Consider the following 25,798-nt stretch of genomic DNA (forward strand, 5'->3'; position numbering starts at 1 on the left):
ACCTCCCAACGCCCCCTGGAGTGCCCGGATGCGCCGTACCGCCTCACCGTTCTCACTGGTCCTGCTGGGTCTCGGCACCTTCCTGCTGGTGCTCGCGCCGCTGCTCGCGTGGTACGTGGAGCCACGGGCCGCCGTGAATCCCATCGACATCGACACGACCGCCGTCTACACCGGCACGGGCAGCGTGTTCGACGTGGAGCAGGTGAAGACCGTGCCGGACCAGAAGATCACCGTGACCCAGCGGGTGCGCGGCAATGTGGCCGAAAGTGAGCGCAGCGGGGCCGCGGTGTGGGACGTGATCACCTCGGTGGACACCGACGAGTCGCTGCCTGCGGCCGACCCGCACGACGCGCTGGACTTCACCCCGCACCGCTGGGTCAGCGACCGGAAGACCAACCGGCCGGTGCACTGCTGCGACGAGAAGCCGTACATCGAGGGCGAGGCGTACCTGAAGTTCCCCTTCGACGTGCAGAAGCGCTCCTACCGCTGGTGGGACAACACGCTCGGCGCGACGGTGACGCTCCACTACGAGGGCCGGAAGAAGATCCGGGGCTACGAGGGACTGCGCTTCACCGCGAAGGTTCCGGCCACCCAGACCGGTACGCGGCTCGTGCCCGGCGCGCTCGTCGACGAGCCGAGCCGGCCGCAGGTGCTCGCCGAGGAGTGGTACGCCAACCACGGTCTCGAACTGGTCGTGGACCAGAGCACGGGACGGGTGCTCTACGCGCAGACCGGGCCGCGCCGCACCCTGCGGGCCCCCGGCGGCGACGAGGACGCGGCGGTGCTGCTCGACAGCGAGAAGCTCGCGTTCACCCCGGCGACGCAGAAGTTCGCGGTGGACCAGGCGGAGAAGGACAGCGGACTGCTGCGACTGGTGGGGCAGACGGTGCCGATCGGTAGCGCTGTGGCCGGGTTCGTCCTCGCCGCCGTGGGCGCCGCTTTGGTCGTGCGTGGCAGGCGGCGCCCCGATACGCCCGAGTCCTCCCAGGCTCCGATCACGATGTGACAGGGCGTCAGTTCAATAAACCCCGGAAATTGTCACGCCGGTGAGTAGCAGCTTCGTACCGCTCGGCGAAAACTGTCCACCCCACCCGAGCACAGCCCACCCACACCTCGCCCACAAGAGCCCACCGGAACACCGGAACACCGAAGAACCGGAAGCCCTGAGAAACCGAAGGAACCAACAGACCCATCCGGACCCCCCTCCCACCGGAACATCCCCCACAGCGAACGTCCTTCTCCCCGCTGAGTTCCGCACCCCGAGACGAGTTGGAGCACCCATGCCCCAGCACGTGCCGTTCTCGCTGGTCGAGGTGTTTCCGCGCCTGGACCAGCACCGTTCGGCAGGCCCCCCACAGCCGCGCCGGATCGTCTTCCTCGCCCGTCGTGACCTCGGTAATCCGGCGGCGGGGGGCTCCGAGCTCCTCGTCGACCGGCTCGCCGACGGACTGACCGAACTCGGCCACCAGGTCACCCTGGTGTGCGGCGGCCCCGCGGCCTACCGCGACTACCGGGTCGTCTCCGCCGGCGGCGACCTGAGCCACCATCTGCGCGCCAAGTCGACCTTCGCCCGTCAGGTCGGCGACTGCGACCTCCTCGTCGAGGTCTGCAACGGCATGCCCTACCTCGCGCCGCTCTGGCACCACGGTCCGACGATGTGCCTGGTCAACCATGTGCACACGGATCTGTGGAAGCAGCGGTTCGGCGGCCCGCTGGCACCGGCCGCACGACTCGGCCGAAGACTCGAACACTGGTCCCTGACGGCCGCGCAACGCCGGAACCTGCTCGTCGCCGTCTCCTCGTCCACGGCCACCGCGCTCCGCTCGATCGGCGTGGACCGGGAGCGGATACGGGTCGTGCACAACGGCGTCGAGGAACCCGGGCCGCGTGCCGACCGGTCCTCCGAGCCACTGTTCGTGGCGGTGGGCAGGCTGGTCGAGTACAAGCGGATCGATCTGCTGCTGCGGCTCTGGGAACGGGTGCGGCCGGTCACGGGCGGACGGCTCGTGATCGTCGGCGACGGGCCCGAGCGGGCCCGGTTGGAGGCGATGGCCGGAGCCGGTGTCGAGTTCGCCGGGCACGTCTCCGAGGAGGAGAAGCACCGGCTGCTGTGCGCGGCCTGGCTGCTGCTGCATCCGTCCTCGGTGGAGGGGTGGGGGCTGGTCGTCACGGAGGCCGCCGTACGCGAGACCCCCTCGGTCGCCTTCGACGTGCCCGGGCTGCGGGACTCCGTGGTCGACGGGGAGACCGGGGTGCTCGCCCGGGGGGAGTCGTCGTTCGCGGCGGCCTGGTGCGCGCTGGCGTTGTCGACCGATCGGCGGGTGCTGATGGGGAAGGCGGCGCGGGAGCGGGCCGCGCATTACCGATGGGGGCACACGGTTCGGCAGTTCCGGGCGGTGGCTGCGGAGGCGGTGCGGGGTTGGACGCCGTGAGCGCGAAAGGGGGTGCCACCCGGGTGCGTTGGCGGGTGCGGGTGCGTCGTGGCTTGTCGCGCAGTTCCCCGCGCCCCTATCGGGGCGCGGCAGTCGACGCTCGTTTGAAGGATCCCTCTTTTCGGCGCTCCCTCACCCTCTTCCGGGCCTTCATGCGGGAGCAGGACGATCCCGAGTACTGCTACTCCCTGCTCGCCCGGGATGCCGTCGACCAGGTCGAGGCGTACCGGGGCGGGCCCGTCGACGGGCTGACCGTCGTCGATGTCGGCGGCGGGAGCGGGTACTTCACCGAGGAGTTCCGGCGGCGCGGGGCGCAGGCCTATCTCTTCGAGCCGGATCTGCGGGAGTTGGGGACGAAGCCGCCGGACGGGGCCGTCGTCGCCGACGGGTATCTGCTGCCGCTGGCCGACGGGGTCGCGGACGTCACCTTCACCTCCAACGTGCTGGAGCACGTCGCCGATCCGCCGACCTTCATCAGTGAGCTGGTCCGGGTCACCCGGCCCGGCGGGCTGATCTACGTCTCGTTCACGAACTGGCTGTCCCCGTGGGGCGGTCACGAGTGGGCGCCCTGGCACTACCTGGGGGCGGAGCGGGCGCGGGCCCGCTATCGGCGCCGTACGGGTAAGGACGCCAAGCACACCCTCGGCGAGAACCTCTTCGCCGTGCACATCGGACGCACTCTGCGGCAGGTGCGCGACCGGGACGACGTGACGGTCGTGTCGGCGCGCTCCCGCTACTGGCCGTTCCTCGCGGAGACCGTCGTGAAGGCGCCGGGCCTGCGTGAGTTCGCCACCTGGAACCTCCTCCTCATCCTCCGGCGGTGTCCACCATGACGAGCACGGTCCAGGCTCCACCTCCCGCGCCGGTACGGCCGCCGGGCACGACCGAGGGACCCCCCGAGGGCCCTCGGTCGCGGCGCTGGCTGCTGGGGTTCTGGGCCGTGGTGTTCGTGCTGCTGGTCGCGGCGCAGCCGGGGCGGCAGACCTTCGACACCAAGCTCGGGGTCACCACCGATCCCTGGCAGTTCGTCTCCGACCTCGGCCAGCTGTGGCACGACCGGGGCGGGTTCGGCGGCATCGCGGACCAGTACGTCGGCTACCTGTGGCCGATGCTGCCGTACTACGGGCTGACCGATCTGGTCGCGCTGCCGGTGTGGCTGGCGGAACGGCTGTGGCTGTCGCTGATCGTGTCGGTGGCCTTCTGGGGTGCGCTGCGGCTGGCGGAACGGCTGGGCGTCGGGAGTTCCGTGTCCCGGCTGCTGGCCGCCGGCGCCTACGCGCTCTGGCCCGTGTTCACGACGGTCGTGGGGTCGACCTCGGCCGCCGCGCTGCCCGGGGCGTTCCTGCCGTGGGTGCTGCTGCCGCTGACGAACGAGCGGTACAGCGCGCGGGTGGCGGCCCTGCGGTCGGCGCTGGTCATCCCCTTCATGGGCGGTGTCAACGCCTCCGCGACCCTGGCCTCGCTGCTGCCCGTCGGGCTGTATCTGCTCACCCGGACGCCGGGGCCCCGACAGCGGAGGCTGATCGCCTGGTGGGTGCCGGGGGTGATCCTGGCGACCGCGTGGTGGGTGGTGCCGCTGCTGCTGCTCGGTTTCTACGGGGAGAACTTCCTTCCGTACGTGGAGAGTTCACAGACCACGACGGCCACCATGTCGGCCACCGAGGCGCTGCGCGGCGCCGGGAACTGGGTGGCGTATCTGAACTTCGGTGAACCCTGGCTGCCGGCCGGCTGGTCCGTCGCCGCCTCCGTGCTCGTGATCCTGTCGTCGGCGCTGGCGGCGGGGCTGGGGCTCGCCGGGCTCGCGCGACGGGACATGCCCGAGCGGCGGTGGCTGGTGCTGACCGTGCTGGTCGTCGCGCTGGTCACGCTCGCCGGGTACGGCGGTGTGTTCGGGGCGCCCTTCCACGGAGTGGTCCAGGACTGGCTGAACGGGGGCCTCGCGCCCTTCCGCAACATCTACAAGTTCCAGACCGGGCTGGCCCTCGCGCTCGTGCTGGGGCTCGCGCATCTGGTGGGCGTGGCCGCGCAGGCGCACGGGGCCCGCCCGGTGCGGGGGCGGCGCTTCGCACCGCTGATCGCCGCCGTGCTCGTCGTCCCCGGGCTGCTGTGGCCGTACCTCAACGGGTCGGTGCTGCAACCCGGTTCGTTCCGGGAGCTGCCCAAGTACTGGCAGGCGACGGCCGATTGGCTGGAGAAGTACTCGCCGGACTCACGGGCGTTGGTCGTGCCGGCCACCGCGCACGGCATCCACACCTGGGGCACCACCGTCGACCAGCCCCTCGACGTGCTCGCCGAGTCCCGCTGGGCGCAGCGCGACTACGTCCCGTTCGGCACGCCCGGCAACCGGCGCGCGATGGACGCCGTCGAGCAGGCGCTGCTCACGGGCGCCGAAGTGCCGGGTCTCGCCGACTACTTGAGCCGGGCGGGCCTCTACTACGTCGTCGTCCGCAACGACCTGGACCCCGACCAGATCGGTGCCGTACCGACCACGACCGTGAAGCGGACGCTGGAGCAGTCGGGGTACGAGCGGGTCACCGGGCTCGGGCCCGTCATGACCGGCGGACGGATCGCCGAGGACACCCCGCTGCAGGTCGAGGGCCTGTACGCGCGGCAGCGGGCCGTGGAGATCTACCGGCCCGCCGACGACGTGCCGCGTCCCGGGCAGGCCGGGCTGAAGGCGATCGCGGACACGGCCGTCGTCTCCGGCGGGCCCGAGTCGCTGCTGCCGCTGGCCGCCGACCCGGAGCTGCGCGACCGGGCCACCGTGCTGACCGGCGACAACCATCCCGGCCTCGGCACCCCGGCCGTCCAGGTGGTCGGGGACGGGCTGCGCCGGGCGGACACCCGGTTCGGCCTGGTCAACGCCAACACGTCGTACACGTACACGGCGGACGAGCGGAACCCGAGCGGGAGCGTGCAGGACGCCGGGGAGAAGCCGAAGCAGATCCTGCCGGTGTCGGGACTCGACCATCAGACGGTGGCCGAGCTGCGCGGCGCCAAGTCGGTGACCGCGTCCACCAGCGGCAACTGGCTCTTCCACCTGCCACAGTACGACCCGGTGAACGCCTTCGACGGCGACCGGGACACCGCCTGGGCGGAGGGCGCGGCCGGGTCGGCGAACGGGCAGTGGCTGCGGATCGACTTCGACGGCGGCCAGGACATCCCGGCGACGTTCGAGGTCACCCCGCTGCCGCAGGACGGGGTGCGGTCGGCGCCCACCCGGATCAAGGTGGAGACCGAGCGGGGCTCGCGCTCCACGAACCTCCAGCCGGACGGCTCCACGCAGACCGTCAACGCCCGCCCCGGCGAGACGCGTTGGCTGAAGATCACGATCCTGGACTCGGCGGAGCGGCACACCGGGCTCGTCGGCGCGGGCTTCGCCGAGGTCGACATCCCCGGCGTCAAGGTCACCCGGATGCTGCGGCTGCCGACCGACGCCCAGGGCTCCGGGGGCACGGCCGCCTCGGCCGAGGTGATCTCGCTGGCGCGGGCCGCCGACCCGACCGGCCTCTCCCCCACGGGCACCGAGCCCGGCCTGCACCGCACCTTCGCCACCGGCACGGCGGGCACGTACGAGATGAAGGCGACGGCCGTCCCCGTCCCGGGCGACGAGCTGGACAAGCTGCTGTACGAGGTGGCCCCCGACCAGCAGACCCGGATGACGGCGACCGCCGACTCCACCGCCTCGCTCGGGGCCGGGCTCTCGCCGCGCAACCTCACCGACGGCGACCTGACCACGGCGTGGATCGCGGGCGACGAGCCGACGATCCACCTCGGCTGGAAGGACAAGTGGCCGGTCGGCTCGCTCGTCCTGGCCCCGGCGGGCGGGCTGTCGGCCCGGCCGACCCAGGTCGAGATCAGCTCCCCGGACGGGGCCGTGATCGCCGCCGTCGACGAGAACGGCTGGGTGCGCTTCGACCCGATCAACACCGACCAGCTCGACATCACCGTCACCGAGACGGCCCCGATGACCGTCCACAACCCGGTCGCCGACGACGACCTGCAACTCCCGGTCGGGATCACGGAGGCGTACGTCCCGGCCCTCGACCAGTACCGCACCCCGCAGCCCGCCCCGACCCGGGACTTCGAGCTGCCGTGCGGCAAGGGCCCGACGGTCGAGGTCGACGGCACGCTGTACGAGACGAGCGCACGGGGGACGGTACGGGACCTGGTGGAACGCCGTCCCATTGACCTGACCCTCTGCCAGGACGAGCGTGCGGGCGGCGGGTTGGAGCTGGACGCCGCCGACCGGCACACCTTCGAGTCCGGGGACTCGGGCGCGCTGGCCGTCACGACCGTGACGCTCACCCGGGGCACCGTCACCGAACCCGCCGTCTCCGGAAGGGACTTGGGCATACGGGACTGGCTCGGCGACCGTCGTGCGGTCACCGTCGGCGACGGTGCGGCGTCCTACCTGACGACGTACGAGAACTTCAACGACGGCTGGAAGGCCACGCTGAACGGGCGCGAACTGACCCCGGTCCGGCTCGACGGCTGGCAGCAGGGCTGGCGCGTGCCCGGCGGCGCGGGCGGCACCGTCAAGCTGTCGTACGAGCCGTCCGTCACGTACGAGGCGGGGCTGATCGGCGCGGGTGTCGGCCTGGTGGCCCTGATCGGGCTGGCCCTATGGCGCCGGCAGGAGCCCAACCCGGACGAGCCGCAGCCGACGCCGCCGGGCCCCGGCCTCTGGCTCGGCACGATCGCGCTCACCCTCGTCGGCATCGTCATCGCGGGCTTCTTCGCCCTCCTAGTCCCGCTGCTGGCCCTCCTCGCCTGGAAGCGGCACACCCTGCTCGTACCGATCGCCTTCCTCGCGTTGGCCGGTGCGGGGATCGCGGCCGCGTTCGGAGCGGGGGAGCCGGTGGCCGCGGACACGGGCGCGTTCGGGCCCGTGGCCCAACTCCTCGCGCTGATCGGCCTGTTCGCGGCACTGGTGAGCGTGGGAGCGGACGTCGCCACCGCGCCGGAACGGCCGGGCGCGACCCGACAGTTCGAGCGCCCGCCGGGGGCGGAGGCACCGACGGAGCCGTTGCCGCAGCGACGACGGTTCGGCAAGACGCTGAACGGCGGGCCGGGCGGGGCGGGAGCGGGAGGCGCGGGAGGGGGCGGCGGCGGACCGGTCGCGAGCCCGACGATCTCGGCGCGCGGCCCGGCCGCCCTGCACGGAGACCCCGACACCCCGACCCGCCGCATCCCCTTCACGAAGCCGAAGCCGAGCACGACACCGGTGGAGGACGGGGACGGCCGGGGTGCCGGCGGTACGGGAGGCGGCGGTACGGGAGGCGGCGGTACGGGAAGGGGGGAGCCGGGATGACGGCGTTGGACCGGCCCGCGCGGGACGAGGCCGCGCCGGGGCCCGTGCGGATCCCCTTCCCGGTGGTGGACGAGGTGTCACGCCACTGCCTCCAGGAGGAGGAACCCGAGACCGTCCACATCGAGGTCCACCTCCCCGGCCGGCTCGACCCCGACCGCCTCCGCACGGCCTTCGTCGCCGCGCTCCACCGCCACCCCCGCATCCTCATGCGCGAGGCCCCGGGCCACTGGTACCGGCGCCGCTACGAATGGGAGCTGACGGAGGAGCCGGAGGTCGAGGTGGTGACCTTCCTGCCGACCGGCCCGCACGCGTTGCGGGACGCCCGGACCAGAGCCCTGATCGAAGCACCCCCACTGACCCTCTCCCCACCGATCCGCCTGGAGGTGGTGGAGGGCGCGGGCCCGGCCGTGGGCAGCGAGGCGTCGGACGCGGTCGGCCTGACGGCAACTCGCCGCACAGCAACCCCCCGCCCGCCAGCGGCGTCCTCCCCCTCCCCCCTAGCTGCGGGCAATCGTGCCGCTGGGGCGGCACGGGTGGGCGCAGCGGCACCTCGTACCGCCGAGCAGCGGAAACACCCCCCGGCCGACCCCACCCCCGGGCGCCCCATAAGCACCGGCACCACCACCCCCGGCCCAAAACCCCCCGGCACCGTCCTCTTCCTCACCATCAACCACACCGCCCTGGACGGCCCCGCCTGCCTCCGCATCCTGGCCACCGCAGCGGAGCTGTACGGCGGCAAGGACAACGCCCCCACCGCCCCACCCGTCCGCCCCACCCCCGCCCAGGACGAACCACCCCCGGCCGAGACGGCACCCCCCTCCAACTGGTCCCGCCCCGCCCGCGTGGCCCCCGGCACCCCCGAACCCTCCCCCGGCAACGGCCTGCTCGTCACCGAGCTCCCCGTCCCCCGCCGCCCGAAGTCCGCCCCCTACACCGTGAACGACCAGCTCATGGTCACCACGGCCCTGATGCTCGCCCACTGGAACCGGGAACACGGCGCCCACCCCCGCCCCCTGCGCATCACCATGCCGGTGGACGACCGCCCGAGGGACACGGACATGCCGATAGGCAACGGCACCCGTCTGGTGGAAGTCCCGTTCTCCCCGGACGAGTTGAGCCAGAACCACACCCCCCTCGCCACCCTCCTGCGCCGCACGGCCGACCGCACCCGCGCCCTGAAGTCCCTCCCCCGCCCCCAACTCGGCCACGGCGCCTCCCTGTTGACCGCCCCGGTGGTCCCGGTGTCGTGGCGTGCCGCGCTCACCCGGGGCCTGCGCCGGGCGGCCGCGCCCTGGACGTCGACCACCCTGCTCAGCAACATCGGCCGCGTCCCGTACGCGCTGGACTTCGGCGAGGAGGCGGGCCGCGCCCACGCCGTCTGGTTCTCGGCCCCCGCCCGGATGCCCCGGGGCCTCACCGTCACGACCGCCTCGACGGCGGGCCGCCTCCATCTGGCCCTGCGCTGGTCCCGGGCCCTGCTCAGCCACGGCGACGGCGCCCACCTGCGCGACCTCTTCGAGCACTATCTGCACGCGACGGAAGAGGACATCGAGTGATGCCGACCACCACGTCCACCACTGCGTCCACCACGACAACAGCGGCCCGGCGCGGGGGACTTCGCGACTTCTACGAGGACCCGTCCGTCCCCGTCGCCTCCGGCACCCCGCGCAGCCTCGCGCAGGCCCGCATGCTGGCGGCCGCCCTGGGCCCGGCGGCCCGTACCGGCCCCCGTACGATCCTCGACATCGGCTGCGGCGACGGCACGGCGGCGGCCACCGCCGCGCCCCTGCTCCCCGGCCACCGCATCATCGGCGTCGACTGGTCCCAGGACGCCCTGCGCCGCGCCCGCACCCGGGTGCCGTACGCGATCCGCGGCGAACTGGCGGACGGCGGGCTGCCGTTGCGGTCGGAGTCCGCCGACGCGGTGCTGTTCAGCGAGGTCATCGAGCACCTCGTCGACCCCGACTCGGCCCTCGACGAGATCCGCCGCGTCCTGCGCCCGGGCGGCCATCTGATGCTGTCGACGCCCAACCTGGCCGCCTGGTACAACCGCGCCCTGCTCCTCGCGGGCGTCCAGCCGGTGTTCTCGGAGGTGAGCCTGCGCGGTATCCACGGCCGCCCGGGGACGGAGGTCGTGGGCCACCTGCGGCTCTACACGGCCCGCGCGCTACGGAGGTTCGTGGCCGCGTCCGGCTTCGAGGTCGTCCGGCTGCGCGGGGCGCCCTTCCACGGCGTACCGCGTCCGCTGCGCCCGCTGGACCGGCTGGCCTGCGCGGCCCCGTCGGCGGCGTCGATCCTGCTGCTGCACGCGCGGAGGACGTAGCCGATGTGGTGGGGAGTGGCCGCGGCACTACTGGCGAACGCGCTGTACAGCACGGGATTCGTCCTGGAGAAACGGGCCCTCACCGCGATGCCGCAGGTGACGGTCCGGGAGCCGTTGAAACTGCTGCGGCTGGTCGTCGGCAGCCCGCTGTGGATCGCGGGCTCGCTGTCGCTGGCCGCCGGGTTCGCCGCCCAGCTGGCCGTGTATCGCACGCTGCCGATCGCCGCCGCCCAGGGCATCTTCGTCTCGGGCCTGGTGCTGCTGGTCCTGCTGTCGGCGCGGCTGCTCGGGGAGGAGACGACGGGCCGGGAGCGGTACGCCCTCGGGGCCATCCTCGCCGCGCTGCTGATGGTGGTGCTGTCGCTGGACGAGGGCACCGACACGGTCAGCCGCGAGGCGCCGTACGCGCTGGTCCTCACGATCTGTCTGCCCGCGCTGGCGGCAGGGGTCGGGCTGTACCGGTCCGCCGAGCGGCGCGCACGGCACCGGCACCGGCTGCCGACCACGGGCGTCGAGTACGGCGTGGCCGTGGGCCTGCTGTACGGCGTCAGCTCGCTCGCGATCAAAGGCGTGTCGAGCTATCTGACGACAAGTTCGCTCGGGGACGCGGTCGTCGGCCTGCTGCGCTCCCCGTACCCGTACCTCCTGCTGTTCACCGGCGCGTTCGGTCTGGTGATGTCGCAGGCGGCGCTCCAGCGCTGCCGGGCCTCGCTGATCGTGCCGGTCTGCACGACGGTGACCTGCCTGTTCACGGCCGTGCTCGGCACGCTGTCGTTCGGCGAGTCGCTGCCCGACGATCCGCTGCGCCTGACGCTACGGCTGTCGGGCACGGTCCTGGCGGTGGGCGTCCTGCTGAGCATGCCCAAGCACGACAGTCCCCCGCCGGCCTCCCCCTCCCCCGCACCCGCCAAGGAGTTGACCCCGCCTTGAAGCCCGACGACCCGTTGCTCCAGATCCTGGCGTGCCCGCTGGACAAGGGGCCGCTGCATCTGGTGGTCCACGAGGAGGAGCCCCCCGGCGACTCGGCCGCCGACGCCGGCCGGGCGCCGGAGTCGCTCTACAACCCCCGGCTGCACCGCCGTTACCCGATCGTCGACGGCATTCCGCAACTGCTGCCGTCGTCGGGCGAGCAGGTGACGGAGGACGAACACGTCAAGCTCTCCGAGCTGCTCAGGAAGTCGGAGTCATGACCACACTCGCCGCACGGCTCGCGTCGCTGCTCCCGGACCGGCTGGTCGCCGCGACCGCCCGGTTCGTCTACCCGCGCTTCGAGCCGGAGCTGTCCCGGCTCGACGAGCTGTGCCCGCCGGGGTGCGGTACGGCCGTGGACGTCGGCGGCTGGTACGGCCCCTGGACGCGCCGTCTGGCGGCACGCGCCGGGCGGGTGGTGACCGTCGAGCCGGTGCCCCGGCTGGCCCGGCTGCTCGTCTCCACGGCCCCCCGCAACGTCCGCGTCGTGCAGGCCGCCGCCTCGGACCGTCCGGGCACGGCCCGCCTCTGGCTGCCGCCGGGCGACGACGGCGGGCGGGGTCTGTCCTCCCTGGTCCGCCGGGACATCCACGGCCGGGCGCTGGACGTCCGCTGTGTGACCCTCGACGGCCTCGGCCTGACCGACGTCGGCTTCGTCAAGATCGACGTCGACGGCAACGAACTGGCCGTCCTGCGCGGCGCGTCCGGCCTCCTCGTCCGGGACCGCCCGGCGCTCTTCATCGAGCTGGAAGCCCGTATCCAGCCGATCGCCCCGGTCGTCGACCTGCTCGCCGGCCTCGGCTACGCCGGCTGGGTCCTCCCCGCCGGCACCTGGCGCCGGCTGGACCCGGCCACCCTGGAGGCCCACCAGGCGCGTACGTCGCACCTGGCGTCCAAGGGGCTGCTCCGGCGGGTCCTGCCGTTCTCCGGGCCCCGGTACGTCAATTCGGTGCTGTTCCTGCCGGACGGGCGCCGCCCGGGTGAGCCTGCCGCCGCGTCCGGCGCCGTGGGCGACCATGGAGGGCATGTCCTCCGCGAAACGCCCCGGGCCGGATAGGCCCTCCGGCCCGTTCACCCCGCTCGACTTCCAGCTCGTGCTGCTGCGCCGGATGGCCGACCACAATCCGGACCTCGTCGAGGACGCCCGGCGCGAGCTGGGCGTCTCGATCGCGCAGATGCGGGAGTCGAACCGGCGGTGGCAGGCCATGGTGCGCTCGCCCCGGGCCCGGGGGTCGGCGTCCCGGTACCGGTCGGTCCTGGGCGCGCCCGAGTCCGTGACCCGGCGCCGCATCGGGGACCTGGAGTGCGAGGCGTGGCTGTGGCCGGTGCCGCTGTGGGACGACCTCCGCTTCGAGGTGCTGCTCGCGCCGAACGGGGCGGCGTGGAACGAGTGGCTCGTGCGCGCGCCGGGCGCGGCCGGGCCCGAGCCGCGCGCCCTGGAGGATCTGACCCCATGGTCCTGCACGGTGGACGAGGTGGCACGGGCGTTCCCACCGGCCCGACCGCTGGAGGGGACGGCACCGACGCGGTGGGGGCTGCGGTTCGTCGCGCCGGACGGGGACGGGGTGCTACGGGAGTGCGTCGCGGAGTTCACGTGGGGGCTGTTGCAAAGGGTCACCTAAGCAGAAAGCTCCGGTCACCCCCGGTCGGATGGCGCACACGCTCGATCGGACTTCTCTCCGACCCGTCCCGAAATCCTCCCAACCAGAAGATTGGCGATCATCCGGCCGTCGGGGGCGTCGGTGGGCCTACTGTCCGTGCAGAGTTCTGATCCTCACGGGAAGGCCCCCCATGACGACCCAGCACCCCGCGGAGCGAACCGTGCCGGTCGAGCGGCTGCGGCTGGGGGATCACGCGTGCATGGGACCGAGGGACCAGGAGCGGACCGACGAGTCGCCGTGGAAGGTCTTCACCGCGTACACCCGGACGAGTCTGGCGCGCGGCGAGAAGGTCATGCTGGTCATGGACCCGGACGATCTGAGTGACGACGAGGTGGTCGCGCTGCTGGACCGGGGCAGCGGGCAGGTGGTGGCGGCGCGGGACGGCGGCCAGCTGTCGGTCCGGCGGAACACGGAGATCTACGTGCCCGACGGCCGTTTCCAGGAGCGGCGCACCATCGACACCTACGCCTCCGAGGTCGACCGCGCCTGCGACGAGGGCTGGGCGGGGCTGCGGGTGACCGCCGACATGAGCTGGGCGCCCCGGGTCAACCTCGGCCACGACCGGCTGCTCGACTACGAGGCCTCGGTGGCGCCGCTCTTCGCGGACCCGCTGTTCACCGCGATCTGCTGGTACGACCGTCAGCGCTTCGACGACGACCTGACCTCCCGCGTCGGCAAGGTCCATCCGCTGCGGGTCATGGAACGCCTGGACTCCCTGGAGGTCACCGGGACCCCGGAGGGCGGCCGGATGGCCGGCACCGCCGAGTTGAGCACCCGCAGCGAGTTCGTCGAGGCGCTGCGCGAGGCGCTGGAGCACCGTGACGACTCGGGGCCCAGCCACTTCGTCCTCGACCTGCGCGACCTGTGCTTCATGGAGGCCCACTGCGCCTGGCAGCTGATCAGCCTCGCCGCCTCGCTCCCGGCCGGCAGCGAGGTCACCGTGCGCTGCGGTGAACTGCTGGGGCTGGTGCTGGAGCAACTGGGCGCCGGCGAGGTGCCCCAGCTGCTGGTCCGCGTGGAGGGCGAAGGGGACGAGGAGGACGCCGGGTGAGCGAGGGACTGAGGCTGCGGATGGAGTTCCGCGGTCCCGAACTGCCCCTGGTGCGCGCCCTGGTGGAGGAGGCGTCACTGCGCGCCCGTCTCACCGGCTCCGCCGGAGGCGCTTTCGGGCAGGCCGTGTTGGAGATCGCCACGGACGCCGCCGCCCGGGGCGCCGACCCGGGGGTCGTCGAACTCCGGGTGCGGCAGGGCGAGTTGCTGTGCGAGGTGACGTACGGCGGTGGTGTCCCCTCGACGGGGCGGCCCGAGGGGCTCGGCCCGCGCCTCGCGGAGTCTCTGATCGCCCGTATCGGCGCTCCCGCCCGGATCGACGTCCGCGACACCCCCGGCGGCACCTCGGTCACCCTGTCCGCCCCGGTGCCCGCCCCCTTGTCCGCCCCAGTGCGTACGCCGGCCGCTACAGCCCCGCCCGCGCGCTGAACCAGGCCGCCACCTGACTGCGGTTGTGGAACCCCAGCTTCACGAGGATGCGTTCGACATGGCCCTCGGCGGTACGGCGGGCGATGACGAGGTGGTCGGCGATCTGCTTGTTGGTGCGGCCCTGGGCGACGAGGGCCGCGACCTGCAGTTCACGGCGGGTCAGCGGGACCGGGTCGACGACGGGCGCGGCGACGGGGGTCGAGGCGTGCGTCGACGCCTGCGTCGAAGCCCGGGCGCGGGCCGGACCGTCCGCCGTGCGGGAGCCCTCCCGTGGGCCGGAGGCGGAGCTCCGCGCGGTCCCGCGTACGGCGGGCACCTCCCCCGTCCGCACACCGGAACCCGAGCCGCCGCGCCCGTCGTCCGTCCTCGGCTCGAACGCCGCGCCGTCCCGTCGCGCGCCCGCGCGCGAGCCCGCGCCCGTGCCGTCCCGCCGCCCGGCGCGCGCGCCGACGGTCGGTCCCTCGCCGGGCTCGCCCAGGGCGTAGGCCACCGCCTGCTCCGGCGTCAAACGGCCGCCCCGGCGGTGGGCCAGGGCGTAGGCGTGGTCGCCGAGGGCTCGGCGGGCGTGGTGTTCGGCGGCCCGGGCGCGGCCCGGCCGGTGGTCGTCCATGGGGTTGCCTCCGATGTCGTGCCAGATCCGGTCGACGGCGCCGCGCAGCACACCGGCCCGCTCGGCGTCGCCCGCCGACGCCTCGGCGGCGGCCAGCAGATCGAGGGTGCGGGCGAGGCTCTGCTGCTGGCTCACGGTGTACGGCAGCCGCAGACACGCGCGGGCGTGTTCGGCGGCCCGGTCGTACTGCCCGGCCGACCAGTGCGCGAGGGCGAGGGTGCGCAGCGCCCAGGAGCGGGCCCACTGTTCCCCGTGGGCCTCGCAGAGGGCGACGGCCTCGGCGCACAGCGGGATCGCCTCGTCGGCACGGCCCCGGCTGACGAGGGTGCAGGCCAGTTCGACGCGGGTGAGGACGACGAAGGCGGTGGAGGCGCGGGCCCGGCCCGGGGCGAGGGCGCCGGCCGGCACGGGCGGGGGCGCGGGCACCGGGAGTTCCTCGTCGGCGTCGGCGGCGGCCCGGACCGGGTCGAGGCCGGCCAGGACGGCGGCGGAGCGGCTGTGGACCAGGGAGGTCAGGGCGCCCGCCCACATGGCACGGGTCAGGGCCACGTCGGGCCGGGCTCCGGCGCGCAGGGCGCCGTCCATCCAGTGCCGTCCCTCGCCCCAGATGCCGCCCGCGACCCAGTGGAACCACAGCCCGGCGGCGAGCCGCAGCCCGGCTTGCGCCTCGCCGGGGGTGGTGAGGCAGAAGTCCAGTGCGGCCCGGAAGTTGTCCTGGTCGATCCGGATGCGTTCGGTGATCTCCGTCTGGTCGGGGCCGAACCAGGCCTGCTCGTACTCGGCGACCAGGCGCGCGAAGTGGTCCCGGTGCCGTCGCCGGGTCTCGGTCGCCGCGCCCAGGTCGTGCAGTTTCTCCAGGCCGTAGTCGCGGAGCGACACCAGCAGCCGGTAGCGGACCTGGCCGGCGTGCTCCTCCCGGACGAGGACCGACTTGTCGACGAGCCCGGCGACGGCGTCCAGCACCGCGCACGGGGTGATCTTCTCCCCGGTGCCGGCGTCCTCCCCGGCGCAGACCGCCTCGGCGGCGGCCAGGTCGAAGCCGCCGACGAACACCGACAGCCACGCCCACACCAACTGCTCCTGCGGGGTGCACAGTTCATGGCTCCAGTCGACGGCGGAGCGCAGGGTGCGGTGGCGGGGCGCGGAGGTCGGGCTGCCGCAGGTCAGGAGCTGGTAGCGGTCGTCGAGGCGTTCGACGAGCTGGTCCACGCCGAGGGCCCGCACCCGGACGGCCGCCAGTTCGATGGCGAGCGGCAGCCCGTCGAGGCGGCGGCAGAGCCGGGCCACGGCCTGCTGGTTCGCCTCGCCGACAGTGAAGCCGGGCACCACGGCCGCCGCCCGGTCGGCGAACAGCCTGAGCGCGGGGAAGGACTCGACCGCCGACGAACTCGTGGACGGGCTCAGCTCCTCCGGCGCGGGCGCGGGCAGCGGCGGCACCTCGAAGAGCTGCTCCCCGGCCAGCCCGAGCCGGTGTCTGCTGGTGGCGAGGATCCGTACGCCCTCGGTGGCCGCCAGCACGGTCCCCGCGAGGACCGCGCAACTGCGCAGCAGATGCTCGCAGTTGTCCAGGACGATCAATAACCGCCGCTCGCGCAGATGGTCGACGAGGATCTCCAGCGGGGGCCGCACGGTCTCGTTGCGCACGCCGAGCGCGTCGTTGACGGCGTGCGGGACGAACGCCTCGTCGCTCAGCGCGGCCAGCGGCACGAGCCACACGCCGTCCGGGAAGGCCCGTGCGACCTGTCCCGCCACATGTCCGGCGAGCCGGGTCTTGCCCACCCCGCCGGGTCCCGTCAGCGTCAGCAGTCTGCCCGCCGACAACAACCGTCTGACATCGGCCGCCTCGTCCCGTCGCCCCACGAAGCTCGTCAGCTCCGCCGGGAAACCGGAAGTGCGCCGCGACTCCGATCCGCCCACGATGCTGGTCACGCCCTCAGTTGTGGTTCCCGTACGCGCTGTTGTAACCCCGAAGGGTAGGCAGCGGGCACGGGCGGGACGCCCGCTTCGTGGATTTGCCGCCTCTTCGGGTGAGGGCGCCGGGCGGGGTCAGCCGGTGGCGACGGTCAGGATCGCCCCGACCACCCGGGGCAGCGAGTCCGGGTGGAGCCACAGGAAGAGGTTGGGCTCGACGAGTTCCAGCTCCATCACCCACGGCTGCCCGTCCGCCCCGGTGACCAGGTCGACGCGCGCGTACAGCAGCTCCGGCCGGTCCGGTACGGCGGCCAACGCCCGCTCGGCGACGGCGAGTTCGGCCTCGGTCGGGGTCCAGGGCACCAGGTCGGGGTGGGCGGTCTTCTCGGCGTCGTACGCGGTGCCGGGCGCGAGCACCGCACCCTTGCGGCTGGCGTGCAGCAGTCGGCCGCCGAAGAACTGCAGGGCCCGCTCCCCCTCGGTGTCGATGCCGGCCACGAACGGCTGCACCATCGCGGTGAGCCCCTCGGCCCGCATCCGCTCGACGTGCGCCGCGGCGGTCTCCCGCTGGTCAGGGGTGTAGCGGGCGGCGAACCGGGCGCCCGCGCCGGAGGTGGGTTTCACGACGTACTCGTGCGCCTCGGGCAGCCGCAGGGGGTCGCCGGGGGCGAGATAGTCCGTCGGCACGACGGGCACCCCGGCCCGCGCGAGATCGCCGATGTACCGCTTGTCGGTGTTCCAGCGCACGACCTCGGCCGGGTTGGCGAGCCGGGTGGCCTCGCCGGTCTTCTCCGCCCAGGCCACGAACTCGGCCGCGCGCCAGCTGTAGTCCCAGGTGGAGCGGATGACGACGAGGTCGTACGCGGCCCAGTCCGCCGCCGGGTCGTCCCAGCGCACGGCCGCCGCGTCGGCCCCGGCCTCCCGCAGCGCCTCCACCAGCACCGGCAGATCCCGGTCGTGGTTGACCCGGGGCCCGGGATCGTAGGTGGCGAGAGCGATACGGGGGGCGGCTGTGCGGGCCACGGGGGGCTCCGTTCTCTTGCGTCTTCGGCTGACTGGCGCTCCGGCGCAGGCTAACAATCGCGGGTGACGTGACGGGACCGGGTTCTCGCGGGCGCCCGGGTCGCCGTCGGCCCGTTGCGGGTCACGGCGCCGAGGGCCCCGTGAGGAAGCGGCCGTCCCTGTCGTACGGCCAGACGTTGGGGACGCAGCCCTTCATGCCCTTGATCTGCTGCATCATCGCCGGGGCGGGCTTGCCCTCGCCGGGGCAGGTGACGTGGCCCTGGCCGAGGAAGTGGCCGACCTCGTGGTTGATGATCAGGGCGCGGTAGGCCTTGACGTCGTCGGCGTAGACGGGGGTCGCCAGCTCCCAGCGTTCGAGGTTGACCATGACGTTCTCGCCGGCCTGGCAGTTGAACTCGCCGCGGGTGTTCAGCCCGACCCGGCCGCAGAACACGTCGACCGTGCCGGGGGTCGCCACCTTGACGACGAAGTCGGTGGGGCCGCCGGAGACCCGCTGGAACGCCGAGGTGCCGTCGGTGGTCCAGCCGCGCGGGTCGGCGAGCACGGCCTCCACCTCGTCGGCGACCTCGGCGGCCGACAGCGACAGCCCCTTCTCGACGTCGACGCGGTAGCGCAGGGGCGTCCCCTTGCCCACCTTGGGGCTGCCGCCGGAGGCCGTGGTGAACGTGCCGGGCCCGGTTCTGGGGATGGTGATGGGCGAGTCGCCGGGAGAGGGCGACCCGGAGGCGCTCGACGACGGGCTGGGCGAGGAGGAGGGACTGCCGGAGACCCCCGCGTCGGCGTCGGCGCTCCGGCTGGGAGCGGTCGAGCGCCGGGAGCGCTCGGGCGAGGACTCGGCGGACGTACCGGCGGCGGGCTCACGGGCCGTCTCGCCCGTGCCGCCTCCCATCCACCCCACCGCGGCCAATCCGGCGACACCGACGACCGCCACAGCCCCGAGGCCGCTCCGCAGAGGCACTCTCGCGCGCGGCTCACGGGCCTTCCGCCGACGGCCGGTGCCGGTGCCGGTGCCGGTACGGCTGCCGGTGCGAGAACGTGTTGCCTTGTGCGCGCTCATGTTCCTTCAGAGTGTGATCAGTATGTGATCGGATGTGGCCGAGTCGGTCACGAAAAGGTAACGGCTGATCGACTCCGCTCCGTACCACCGCTTGACCTTCACCTTCGGTGAAGCCCCAGCATCGATCGCGGAACGAGGAACGCCAGGTCCGCGGAAAAGCCAGAGAGAGCCAGAGAGAGCCAGGGGGAGCCATGGAGATGCTGACGATCGGGGCCTTCGCCAAGGCGTGCCGGCTGTCACCGAAGGCACTGCGGCTCTACGACGAGCTGGAGCTGCTGCGGCCCGCCCGGGTCGACCCCGACACCGGCTACCGCTACTACGCCGCCGGGCAGTTGGAGCAGGCCCGGCTGGTGGCCTGGCTCCGCCGGCTCGGAATGCCGCTGGCCCGTATCCGTACGGTGTGCGCGCTGGAGCCGGGCGCCGCGGCCCGGGAGATCCGGGCGTACTGGGCCGGTGTCGAGGCCGAGACGGCGACCCGACGCGACCTGGCGGCCTTCCTCGTGGACCACCTCACCCACCCGTCCGAGGAGGACACCGCGATGCTCGAACTCCGTTACGCCGCCCTCTCCGACACCGGCCTCGTCCGGCCCGCCAACCAGGACACCGCCTACGCAGGCTCCCGCGTCCTCGCCGTCGCCGACGGCTTCGGCCCCGCCGGGGCCCCCGCGAGCACGGCGGCCGTGGAGGCGCTGAAGACCCTGGACCGCAGCACCCTCCCGGCGGGCAGTGTGCTGAACCTGCTGGAGGACGCGGTCCGGGGCGCGACCGACGCCGTACGCGGCGTCGCGGGGACCGGGGAGGACGGTACGACCCTGACGGCGATGCTCTGGACCGGCTCGCAGCTCGCCCTCGTGCACATCGGCGACTCCCGCGCGTATCTGCTGCGCGGCGGCGAGCTGTTCCGTATCACCCATGACCACACCGTCGTCCAGTCGATGATCGACGAGGGCCGTCTCACGCCGGAGGAAGCCACCACGCACCCCCAACCCGCCCTGCTTCTCAAGGCGTTGACCAACAGCGGGACCACCGCCACCCCCGACCTGCGCCTCCACGACGCCCACCCCGGCGACCGCTACCTCCTGTGCTCCGACGGCCTCTCCTCGGTCGTCCCCGACCCGGCCCTCCGGCGCACCCTGTCCTCGGCCCCCGACCCCGAGACCGCCGTACGCGCCCTCGTCACCCAGGCGAACGAGGCGGGCGGCCCGGACAACGTGAGCTGTGTGGTGGCGGACGTGGTGACGGACGTGGTGACGGACGCGGTGGCCGGGGAGCGCTAGGAGGCGCCGCCCACACGTCCTCCGCCGTTCCGCCGCGCCGCAGACGGCCCCGCCACCCGTTCCAGCGCTCGGCCCAGGCGGTTCACCCACTCCTCGGCCGTGCCCCGCACCCGGGGGTGCGCGGTGCGGAAGTCCGCCCAGTCCGCGGCGTCCAGGACGAGCGTGTCCACGCGCAGGGGGTCGGCGGGGGCGGGGGCGCCGGTGCCGGGCTCACGGCGGAAGACCCTGTGGAGCAGCCGCGCGGAGAGCCGGGTGACCTCGGCCTCGGCGAGGAGGACGGCGTCGTAGAGGTCCTTGGCCTGCGCGCGGCCCTCGGAGGCGCAGTCGGTGTGCAGCCACAGGAGCTTCCAGGCGAGGGACAGGGCGGGGCCGGGGGTGCGGACGACGGTCCGGCCGGAGCCGTCGGCGCGGGGTATCGCCGTCCACACGGGGAGCTCCGGGAGCCGCTCGTCGCGGGCGAAGTCCAGCCGCGCCTCGCCGGGCGGCAGGCCTTCCGCCGTCCAGGGGATGATCAGACGGGTGCCGGGGGTCTCGTACTCGGTGTAGGTCCAGAGGCCGTCGGGCCGGGCGCCGTCCACGTCGAGCACCACACCCGGCGCGGCCACCGGCCGTTCCCGGACGAGGTCGAGCAGCGCCAGATGCGGCGGCCGTTCCTCCGGCTCCACCTCGAAGACCCAGTGCAGCCCCTCGGGCGGAACCGCCGGCCGCAGGCCCCCGGTGTCGAACTCCTCGAACTTCCAGATCTCGTACCGCCCGGCGCCGGCGGCCGCCTCCGGCCACTGCTGCACGGCCTCCAACCCGTCCACGTACGGATAGGGATGGCCGGGGTCCACCGGGATCAGCAGGGGCTGGGGAACGATCCAGTCGAGGTCGGCGGGCTCACGCGCCTCGGCCCCCACCCACGCCGGCATGACCATGCTCCCGCGCAGCACCAGGTCCTCCCCCAAGGGGGAGTGATCGGCGACCAGATGGAGCAGATGGTCGAGCACGGCCCGGTGCGCGGCCCTGTGCTCGGACCGGCGTGCGGCCTGGTGCGCGGCCCGCCGCCGCTCGTCGTCCTCCGGCGACCCGTTCACCGGACCTCCGCCGGCTCTTCGGCACGCACGTCCGTCCGCTCGTCGATCCATCCGGCGTCCAGACCCGGGCGGTCGTCGTGGACGACGAACTCCTCCTCCACCTCCACGGCCTTGAACCCCGCCGTGGCGAGCGCGTCGAGGAGGGCGTCGAGACGGCGACGGGCCTCGGGGCGGCCGACATCGCGGCAGCGCTGGGTGACGAACCGCTCGTGCCGGCGTCCGGACCGCCCTCCCTGTCGGCCCTCGGCCTCGCCCAGTTCGCGTCGGGCGTTGCGTGACACATGGGCCGAGTGGCGCTCGGCGAGGGCGCGGACCGTCGCCACCTCGGTGTCGTCGGCGAGGGCGAGCTTGACGTGATGCTCGAAGTGGCAGCCGGGCGGGAGGGCGCGTGCCTCGGCGGCCGTCCGGGGCACGTCCTCGTTCCAGGGCGTGGCCTCGATCTTCACCCGGCTGACGCCGAAGCCCTCGGCGCCCAGCCGTCCGACCCACGCCGACGCGGCCGCCCGCTGCGCCGACAGCGACCCCTGGCCACGGACGGTCAGCATCGGCTGGTCGGGCGTCGCTCCCCGGTCGAGCACGATCCGCGTGTACTTGACCCGGTGCCGCTCCGCCCAGCGACGTATCCGGTCCTCACCGTCGGCCCCGGACGGTGCCACCACCGTCAGATGGGTCTCGAACTCCCCCGTGAACTCCCGCACCGCCGCCCCGCATTCCCCCGTGCTCACCCGTCGGCGTCCGCCGACCTGCCGGCACCAGCCGACTCACCGGTGGCCGACTGTACTGACCGCCACTGACAACGGCGGCACGGCGACCGGTGCCGGAGCCGGGGCCGCCGACTGGAGGGCCGCGCTCAGGAGGGTGAGTCGCCCGGGTCCCAGTCCAGCAGGCGGACCTTCGCGACCGTGCGGACATGGCGGCGCATCGCGGCGGCCGCCTGCTGGGGCTGTCGGGCGGCGATGGCGTCGAGGATCGCCTGGTGCTGGGCGAGGGAACGGTCGGGCCGGCCGGGTTGACGCAGCGACTCGGTGCGGCTCTCGGCGATCTGGTCGGCGATGGAGCGCATGAACTCGGCGAGCAGACTGCTGTGCGCGGCCGCCGTGACCGCCGCGTGGAACAGCCGGTCGCCCTCGACGCCGTGCCCGTCCCGCTCGATCTCCCCGGCCATGTGCGTGAGCGCGTCCCGCATCGCGGTCAGGTCGTCCTCCGTACGGCGCTCGGCGGCCAGTTCGGCGAGCTTCGTCTCCAACGCCTCGCGGGCCTCCAGCACATCGGGCAGCCGACGACGCCGTTCGACCATCCGCTCGACCGGCTCGACGTCCAGGCTGTCCCGGACGAGATACGTGCCGCCGCCGTGCCTGGCCTCCACCAGGCCCTGGACCTCCAGCACCACGATGGCCTGCTTGACCGAGGCCCGGCTCACGCCCAGCCGCTGGGCCAGGTCCCGCTCGGGCGGCAGCCGGTCGCCGGCCTTCAGACCGCCCTCGGCGACGTACTGCCGCAGCCGGTCGAGGACCTGCTCGTAGAGCCGCTGCTTGGCCATGGGGCGCAGGGCGTCGCTCACGATTCCCCCTCTGTACGGCTCGTACGGCTCGTGTCACTGGTCCGGCGTCGCTCGTCGGGAGCGTAACACCGGGGGTGGTCAGTGGATCGATGGCCGAGTGGCTGAACCAATTTTCGCTCACCCTCTTGACGCCCACCGCCGCACGCCCCCACGCTGGCCACCCATAAGTGGCTCAGCCACTTGACCACTTACGGCACTCCCCCTCCGCCGTTCCGGGACCCAACGACGGGAGCCCGTATGTCCCCCGAACTGATCTCGATCCTCGTCCTCGCCGTGGTGTTCGTCATCGCCACGACCCGTTCCGTGAACATGGGCGCGCTCGCGTTCGCCGCCGCCTTCGGAGTGGGCGAACTCGTCGCCGACCTCGACGCGGACGGCATCTTCGCCGGCTTCCCCGGTGACCTGTTCGTCGTCCTCGTCGGCGTCACCTACCTCTTCGCGATCGCCCGCGCCAACGGCACGACCGACTGGCTGGTCCATGCCTCGATCCGGCTCGTACGGGGGCGGGTGGCGCTGATCCCCTGGGTGATGTTCTTCCTCACCGGCGCGCTCACGGCGATCGGCGCGGTCAGTCCGGCGGCCGTCGCGATCGTCGCCCCCATCGCCCTCAGCTTCGCCTCGCGCTACGGCATCAGCCCTCTGCTGATGGGCGCGATGGTCGTCCACGGCGCGCAGGGCGGCGGCTTCTCCCCGATCAGCATCTACGGCACGATCGTCAACGGCATCGTCGAACGCGAGGACCTCCCCGGCAACGAACTGTTCCTCTTCCTGACGTCCCTGATCGCCAACCTGGTGATAGCGGGAGTGGTGTTCGTCCTGTTCGGCGGCCTGAAACTGACCTCGTCCCCCGCGTCCCCGGCCGCCTCCACCACCGGGCCGGACCCGGACCCCGAGCCCGACACGCCGCTCACCCCCGCCGTCGCGGCCACCCTCACCTCCCTCGCCGCCCTGGTCGTCGCGGTCCTCGCCTTCGACCTGGACGCGGGCCTCACCGCCGTCACCCTCGCCGCCCTCCTCAGCGCCCTGTGGCCCGACGACAGCCGCAAGGCCGTGAGCCAGATCGCCTGGTCCACGGTCCTCCTCATCTGCGGTGTCCTCACCTACGTGGGCGTGCTCGACGAGATGGGCACCATCACCTGGGCCGGCGAGGGCGTCAGCGACATCGGCGTCCCCCTCCTCGCCGCCGTACTCCTCTGCTACATCGGTGCGATCGTCTCCGCCTTCGCCTCCTCCGTCGGCATCATGGGCGCGCTGATCCCCCTGGCCGTGCCGTTCCTGGCCCAGGGCGAGATCGGCGCGGTCGGCATGATCGCCGCACTCGCCGTCTCCGCGACGGTCGTGGACGTGAGCCCCTTCTCCACGAACGGCGCGCTGGTCCTGGCCGCCGCACCGGACGTCGACCGCGAGCGTTTCTTCCGCCAGCTGATGATCTACGGAGCCGTCGTCGTGGCGGTGGTCCCCGCGGTGGTATGGCTGGTGCTGGTGGTCCCGGGGTTCGGGTAGTCACCCGTACGGCAGCGGTACACCGGCACACACCGGCAGCGGTATCTCGAACGACGACAACCAAGGAGTACGAGACGTGTCCCCTCTCTTCCCGGCCCTCACCGGCGAAGCCCGCACCCCCGACCGGCCCGCCCTGCGCTTCGGCGAGCGTTCCCTGACGTACGGGGAGCTCGCGGCCGTCACCGACGCGCTGGCCGCCCGGATCCGGGACGCGGGCCGCGTGGCCGTCTGGGCGACACCCACGCTGGAGACGGCGGTGGCCGTCGTCGCCGCGCTCCTGGCCGGTGTCCCCGCCGTACCCCTCAACCCGAAGTCGGGCCAGAGCGAGCTGGGACACATCCTCAAGGACAGCGCCCCCGCACTGATCCTCACCGCCCCCGACGCCGAACTCCCCTCCGCCCTCGCCGAGTTGCGGCGCCTGGACATCGACGTACGGCCCCCCTCGACACCCCACCCGGCGCAACCGACGGACGTACCGGCAAGCGAACCGACGAACGAACCGACGGGCGTACCGGCCGACGAGCCGACTCCCGCGGCCCCCGCCCTCGTCGTCTACACCTCCGGGACCACCGGCCCGCCCAAGGGCGCCGTCATCCCCCGCCGCGCCGTCGCGACCACCCTGGACGCGCTGGCCGACGCCTGGCAGTGGACCGCGGACGACGTGCTGGTCCACGCCCTGCCCCTCTTCCACGTGCACGGCCTGATCCTGGGCATCCTGGGCCCGCTGCGGCGCGGCGGCGCGGTCCGCCACCTCGGCAGGTTCGACACGACCGCGGTGGCCCGGGAGCTGTCGGCGGGTGCCACGATGCTGTTCGGCGTGCCCACGATGTACCACCGCATCGCCGAGACCCTGCCCACCGACCCGGACCTCGCGAAGGCACTCGGCCGCGCCCGCCTCCTCGTCTCCGGCTCCGCCGCGCTGCCGGTGCACGACCACGAGCGGATCGCGGCGGCGACGGGCCGCCGGGTGATCGAGCGGTACGGCATGACGGAGACGCTGATGAACACGAGCGTCCGCGCCGACGGCGAACCCCGCGCCGGCACGGTCGGAGTCCCCCTGCCCGGCGTGGAGTTGAGGCTGGTCGAGGACGACGGCACCCCCCTCACCGCCGACGACGGCGAGTCGGTCGGCGAGATCCAGGTGCGCGGCCCGAACCTCTTCACCGAGTACCTCAACCGCCCCGACGCCACCGCCGCCGCGTTCACCGCCGACGGCTGGTTCCGCACCGGCGACATGGCCGTCCGCGACCCCGACGGCTATGTACGCATCGTCGGCCGCAAGGCCACCGACCTCATCAAGAGCGGCGGGTACAAGATCGGCGCGGGCGAGATCGAGAACGCGCTCCTGGAGCACCCGGGAGTACGGGAGGCCGCCGTCACCGGCGCCCCCGACCCCGACCTGGGCGAACGCGTCGTCGCCTGGATCGTCCCGGCGGACCCCCAATCCCCGCCCCCGGCCGGCGAGTTGGCGGACCACGTCGCCGCCCTTCTCTCCCCCCACAAGCGCCCCCGCACCGTCCACCACCTGTCCGCCCTCCCCCGCAACGACATGGGAAAGATCATGAAGCGCGCGCTGAAGCCCGAGGCCTGAGGAGCGACGAG

At 73.4% G+C, this 25,798-nt stretch carries 21 protein-coding genes; 15 read left to right on the forward strand and 6 right to left on the reverse strand.

The window, feature by feature from the left end; translation table 11 throughout:
- Window positions 1-28 precede the first annotated feature (28 nt).
- The 12 genes from pgfA (at window position 29) to L3078_RS14475 (ending at window position 14,178) form a co-directional block, all read left to right on the forward strand.
- Window positions 29-1,006, forward strand: a complete 978-nt coding sequence (gene pgfA / locus L3078_RS14420) for a cell envelope lipid trafficking protein PgfA (protein WP_239754006.1) — start codon at window positions 29-31, stop codon at window positions 1,004-1,006.
- 274 nt (window positions 1,007-1,280) lie between these two features.
- The gene (locus L3078_RS14425; protein WP_239754008.1) at window positions 1,281-2,432 is read left to right on the forward strand and encodes a glycosyltransferase family 4 protein; all 1,152 of its coding nucleotides are present in this window, start codon (window positions 1,281-1,283) and stop codon (window positions 2,430-2,432) included.
- Between the two features lie 152 nt (window positions 2,433-2,584).
- A complete protein-coding gene (locus tag L3078_RS14430; RefSeq protein WP_239760314.1) occupies window positions 2,585-3,265 on the forward strand; it encodes a class I SAM-dependent methyltransferase in 681 nt (226 codons plus the stop codon).
- A complete protein-coding gene (locus L3078_RS14435) occupies window positions 3,262-7,746 on the forward strand; it encodes an alpha-(1->3)-arabinofuranosyltransferase (protein WP_239760315.1) in 4,485 nt (1,494 codons plus the stop codon). Before L3078_RS14430 ends, L3078_RS14435 begins: the two co-directional genes overlap by 4 nt.
- The gene (locus tag L3078_RS14440) at window positions 7,743-9,302 is read left to right on the forward strand and encodes a condensation protein (protein ID WP_239754010.1); all 1,560 of its coding nucleotides are present in this window, start codon (window positions 7,743-7,745) and stop codon (window positions 9,300-9,302) included. Before L3078_RS14435 ends, L3078_RS14440 begins: the two co-directional genes overlap by 4 nt.
- Window positions 9,302-10,069, forward strand: a complete 768-nt coding sequence (locus tag L3078_RS14445; RefSeq protein WP_239754012.1) for a class I SAM-dependent methyltransferase — start codon at window positions 9,302-9,304, stop codon at window positions 10,067-10,069. Before L3078_RS14440 ends, L3078_RS14445 begins: the two co-directional genes overlap by 1 nt.
- 15 nt (window positions 10,070-10,084) lie before the next feature.
- Entirely contained in the window at window positions 10,085-10,999 is a 915-nt protein-coding gene (locus L3078_RS14450) for a hypothetical protein (RefSeq protein ID WP_239760316.1), read from the forward strand.
- Window positions 10,996-11,259 carry a Trm112 family protein gene (locus tag L3078_RS14455; protein ID WP_239754013.1) on the forward strand — a complete coding sequence of 88 codons (264 nt, stop codon included), beginning with the start codon at window positions 10,996-10,998 and terminating at the stop codon, window positions 11,257-11,259. The genes L3078_RS14450 and L3078_RS14455 overlap by 4 nt, the downstream gene beginning before the upstream one ends.
- Window positions 11,256-12,095: an FkbM family methyltransferase gene (locus L3078_RS14460; protein WP_239754014.1), complete on the forward strand. Its 840-nt coding sequence runs from the start codon at window positions 11,256-11,258 to the stop codon at window positions 12,093-12,095. Before L3078_RS14455 ends, L3078_RS14460 begins: the two co-directional genes overlap by 4 nt.
- Window positions 12,055-12,660, forward strand: coding sequence for a hypothetical protein (locus L3078_RS14465; RefSeq protein WP_420864061.1), 606 nt, complete (start codon window positions 12,055-12,057; stop codon window positions 12,658-12,660). Before L3078_RS14460 ends, L3078_RS14465 begins: the two co-directional genes overlap by 41 nt.
- A gap of 169 nt (window positions 12,661-12,829) precedes the next feature.
- Window positions 12,830-13,750, forward strand: a complete 921-nt coding sequence (locus L3078_RS14470; RefSeq protein WP_239754016.1) for an MEDS domain-containing protein — start codon at window positions 12,830-12,832, stop codon at window positions 13,748-13,750.
- Entirely contained in the window at window positions 13,747-14,178 is a 432-nt protein-coding gene (locus tag L3078_RS14475; RefSeq protein WP_239754017.1) for an ATP-binding protein, read from the forward strand. The genes L3078_RS14470 and L3078_RS14475 overlap by 4 nt, the downstream gene beginning before the upstream one ends.
- On the opposite strand, the gene L3078_RS14480 is transcribed toward L3078_RS14475, so the two are convergent.
- The 3 genes from L3078_RS14480 to L3078_RS14490 form a co-directional block, all read right to left on the reverse strand.
- A complete protein-coding gene (locus L3078_RS14480; protein ID WP_239754018.1) occupies window positions 14,156-16,717 on the reverse strand; it encodes a LuxR C-terminal-related transcriptional regulator in 2,562 nt (853 codons plus the stop codon). The genes L3078_RS14475 and L3078_RS14480 overlap by 23 nt on opposite strands.
- Before the next feature lie 117 nt (window positions 16,718-16,834).
- Window positions 16,835-17,722 carry an ATP-grasp domain-containing protein gene (locus tag L3078_RS14485; protein WP_239754019.1) on the reverse strand — a complete coding sequence of 296 codons (888 nt, stop codon included), beginning with the start codon at window positions 17,720-17,722 and terminating at the stop codon, window positions 16,835-16,837.
- 121 nt (window positions 17,723-17,843) lie between these two features.
- Window positions 17,844-18,653: a DUF3152 domain-containing protein gene (locus tag L3078_RS14490; RefSeq protein WP_239760317.1), complete on the reverse strand. Its 810-nt coding sequence runs from the start codon at window positions 18,651-18,653 to the stop codon at window positions 17,844-17,846.
- Window positions 18,654-18,970: 317 nt separating this feature from the next.
- On the opposite strand from L3078_RS14490, the gene L3078_RS14495 reads away from it, so the two are divergent.
- A complete protein-coding gene (locus L3078_RS14495; protein WP_239754020.1) occupies window positions 18,971-20,056 on the forward strand; it encodes a MerR family transcriptional regulator in 1,086 nt (361 codons plus the stop codon).
- Here the strand turns inward: L3078_RS14495 and L3078_RS14500 are convergent.
- The 3 genes from L3078_RS14500 to L3078_RS14510 form a co-directional block, all read right to left on the reverse strand.
- A complete protein-coding gene (locus tag L3078_RS14500) occupies window positions 20,053-21,132 on the reverse strand; it encodes a nucleotidyl transferase AbiEii/AbiGii toxin family protein (protein ID WP_239754022.1) in 1,080 nt (359 codons plus the stop codon). The two genes, L3078_RS14495 and L3078_RS14500, sit on opposite strands and share 4 nt — an antisense overlap.
- Window positions 21,129-21,857 (reverse strand): hypothetical protein, encoded by a 729-nt coding sequence (locus L3078_RS14505; RefSeq protein WP_239754024.1) that lies wholly within the window; start codon window positions 21,855-21,857, stop codon window positions 21,129-21,131. The genes L3078_RS14500 and L3078_RS14505 overlap by 4 nt, the downstream gene beginning before the upstream one ends.
- Before the next feature lie 125 nt (window positions 21,858-21,982).
- Window positions 21,983-22,693: a FadR/GntR family transcriptional regulator gene (locus L3078_RS14510; protein WP_239754026.1), complete on the reverse strand. Its 711-nt coding sequence runs from the start codon at window positions 22,691-22,693 to the stop codon at window positions 21,983-21,985.
- Window positions 22,694-22,930: 237 nt separating this feature from the next.
- On the opposite strand from L3078_RS14510, the gene L3078_RS14515 reads away from it, so the two are divergent.
- Window positions 22,931-24,196 (forward strand): SLC13 family permease, encoded by a 1,266-nt coding sequence (locus L3078_RS14515; RefSeq protein WP_239754028.1) that lies wholly within the window; start codon window positions 22,931-22,933, stop codon window positions 24,194-24,196.
- A 76-nt stretch (window positions 24,197-24,272) separates the two neighbouring features.
- A complete protein-coding gene (locus tag L3078_RS14520; RefSeq protein WP_239754030.1) occupies window positions 24,273-25,787 on the forward strand; it encodes an acyl-CoA synthetase in 1,515 nt (504 codons plus the stop codon).
- Window positions 25,788-25,798 lie beyond the last annotated feature (11 nt).

It is taken from the genome of Streptomyces deccanensis, from assembly GCF_022385335.1.
In the GTDB taxonomy this organism is placed as follows: domain Bacteria; phylum Actinomycetota; class Actinomycetes; order Streptomycetales; family Streptomycetaceae; genus Streptomyces; species Streptomyces deccanensis.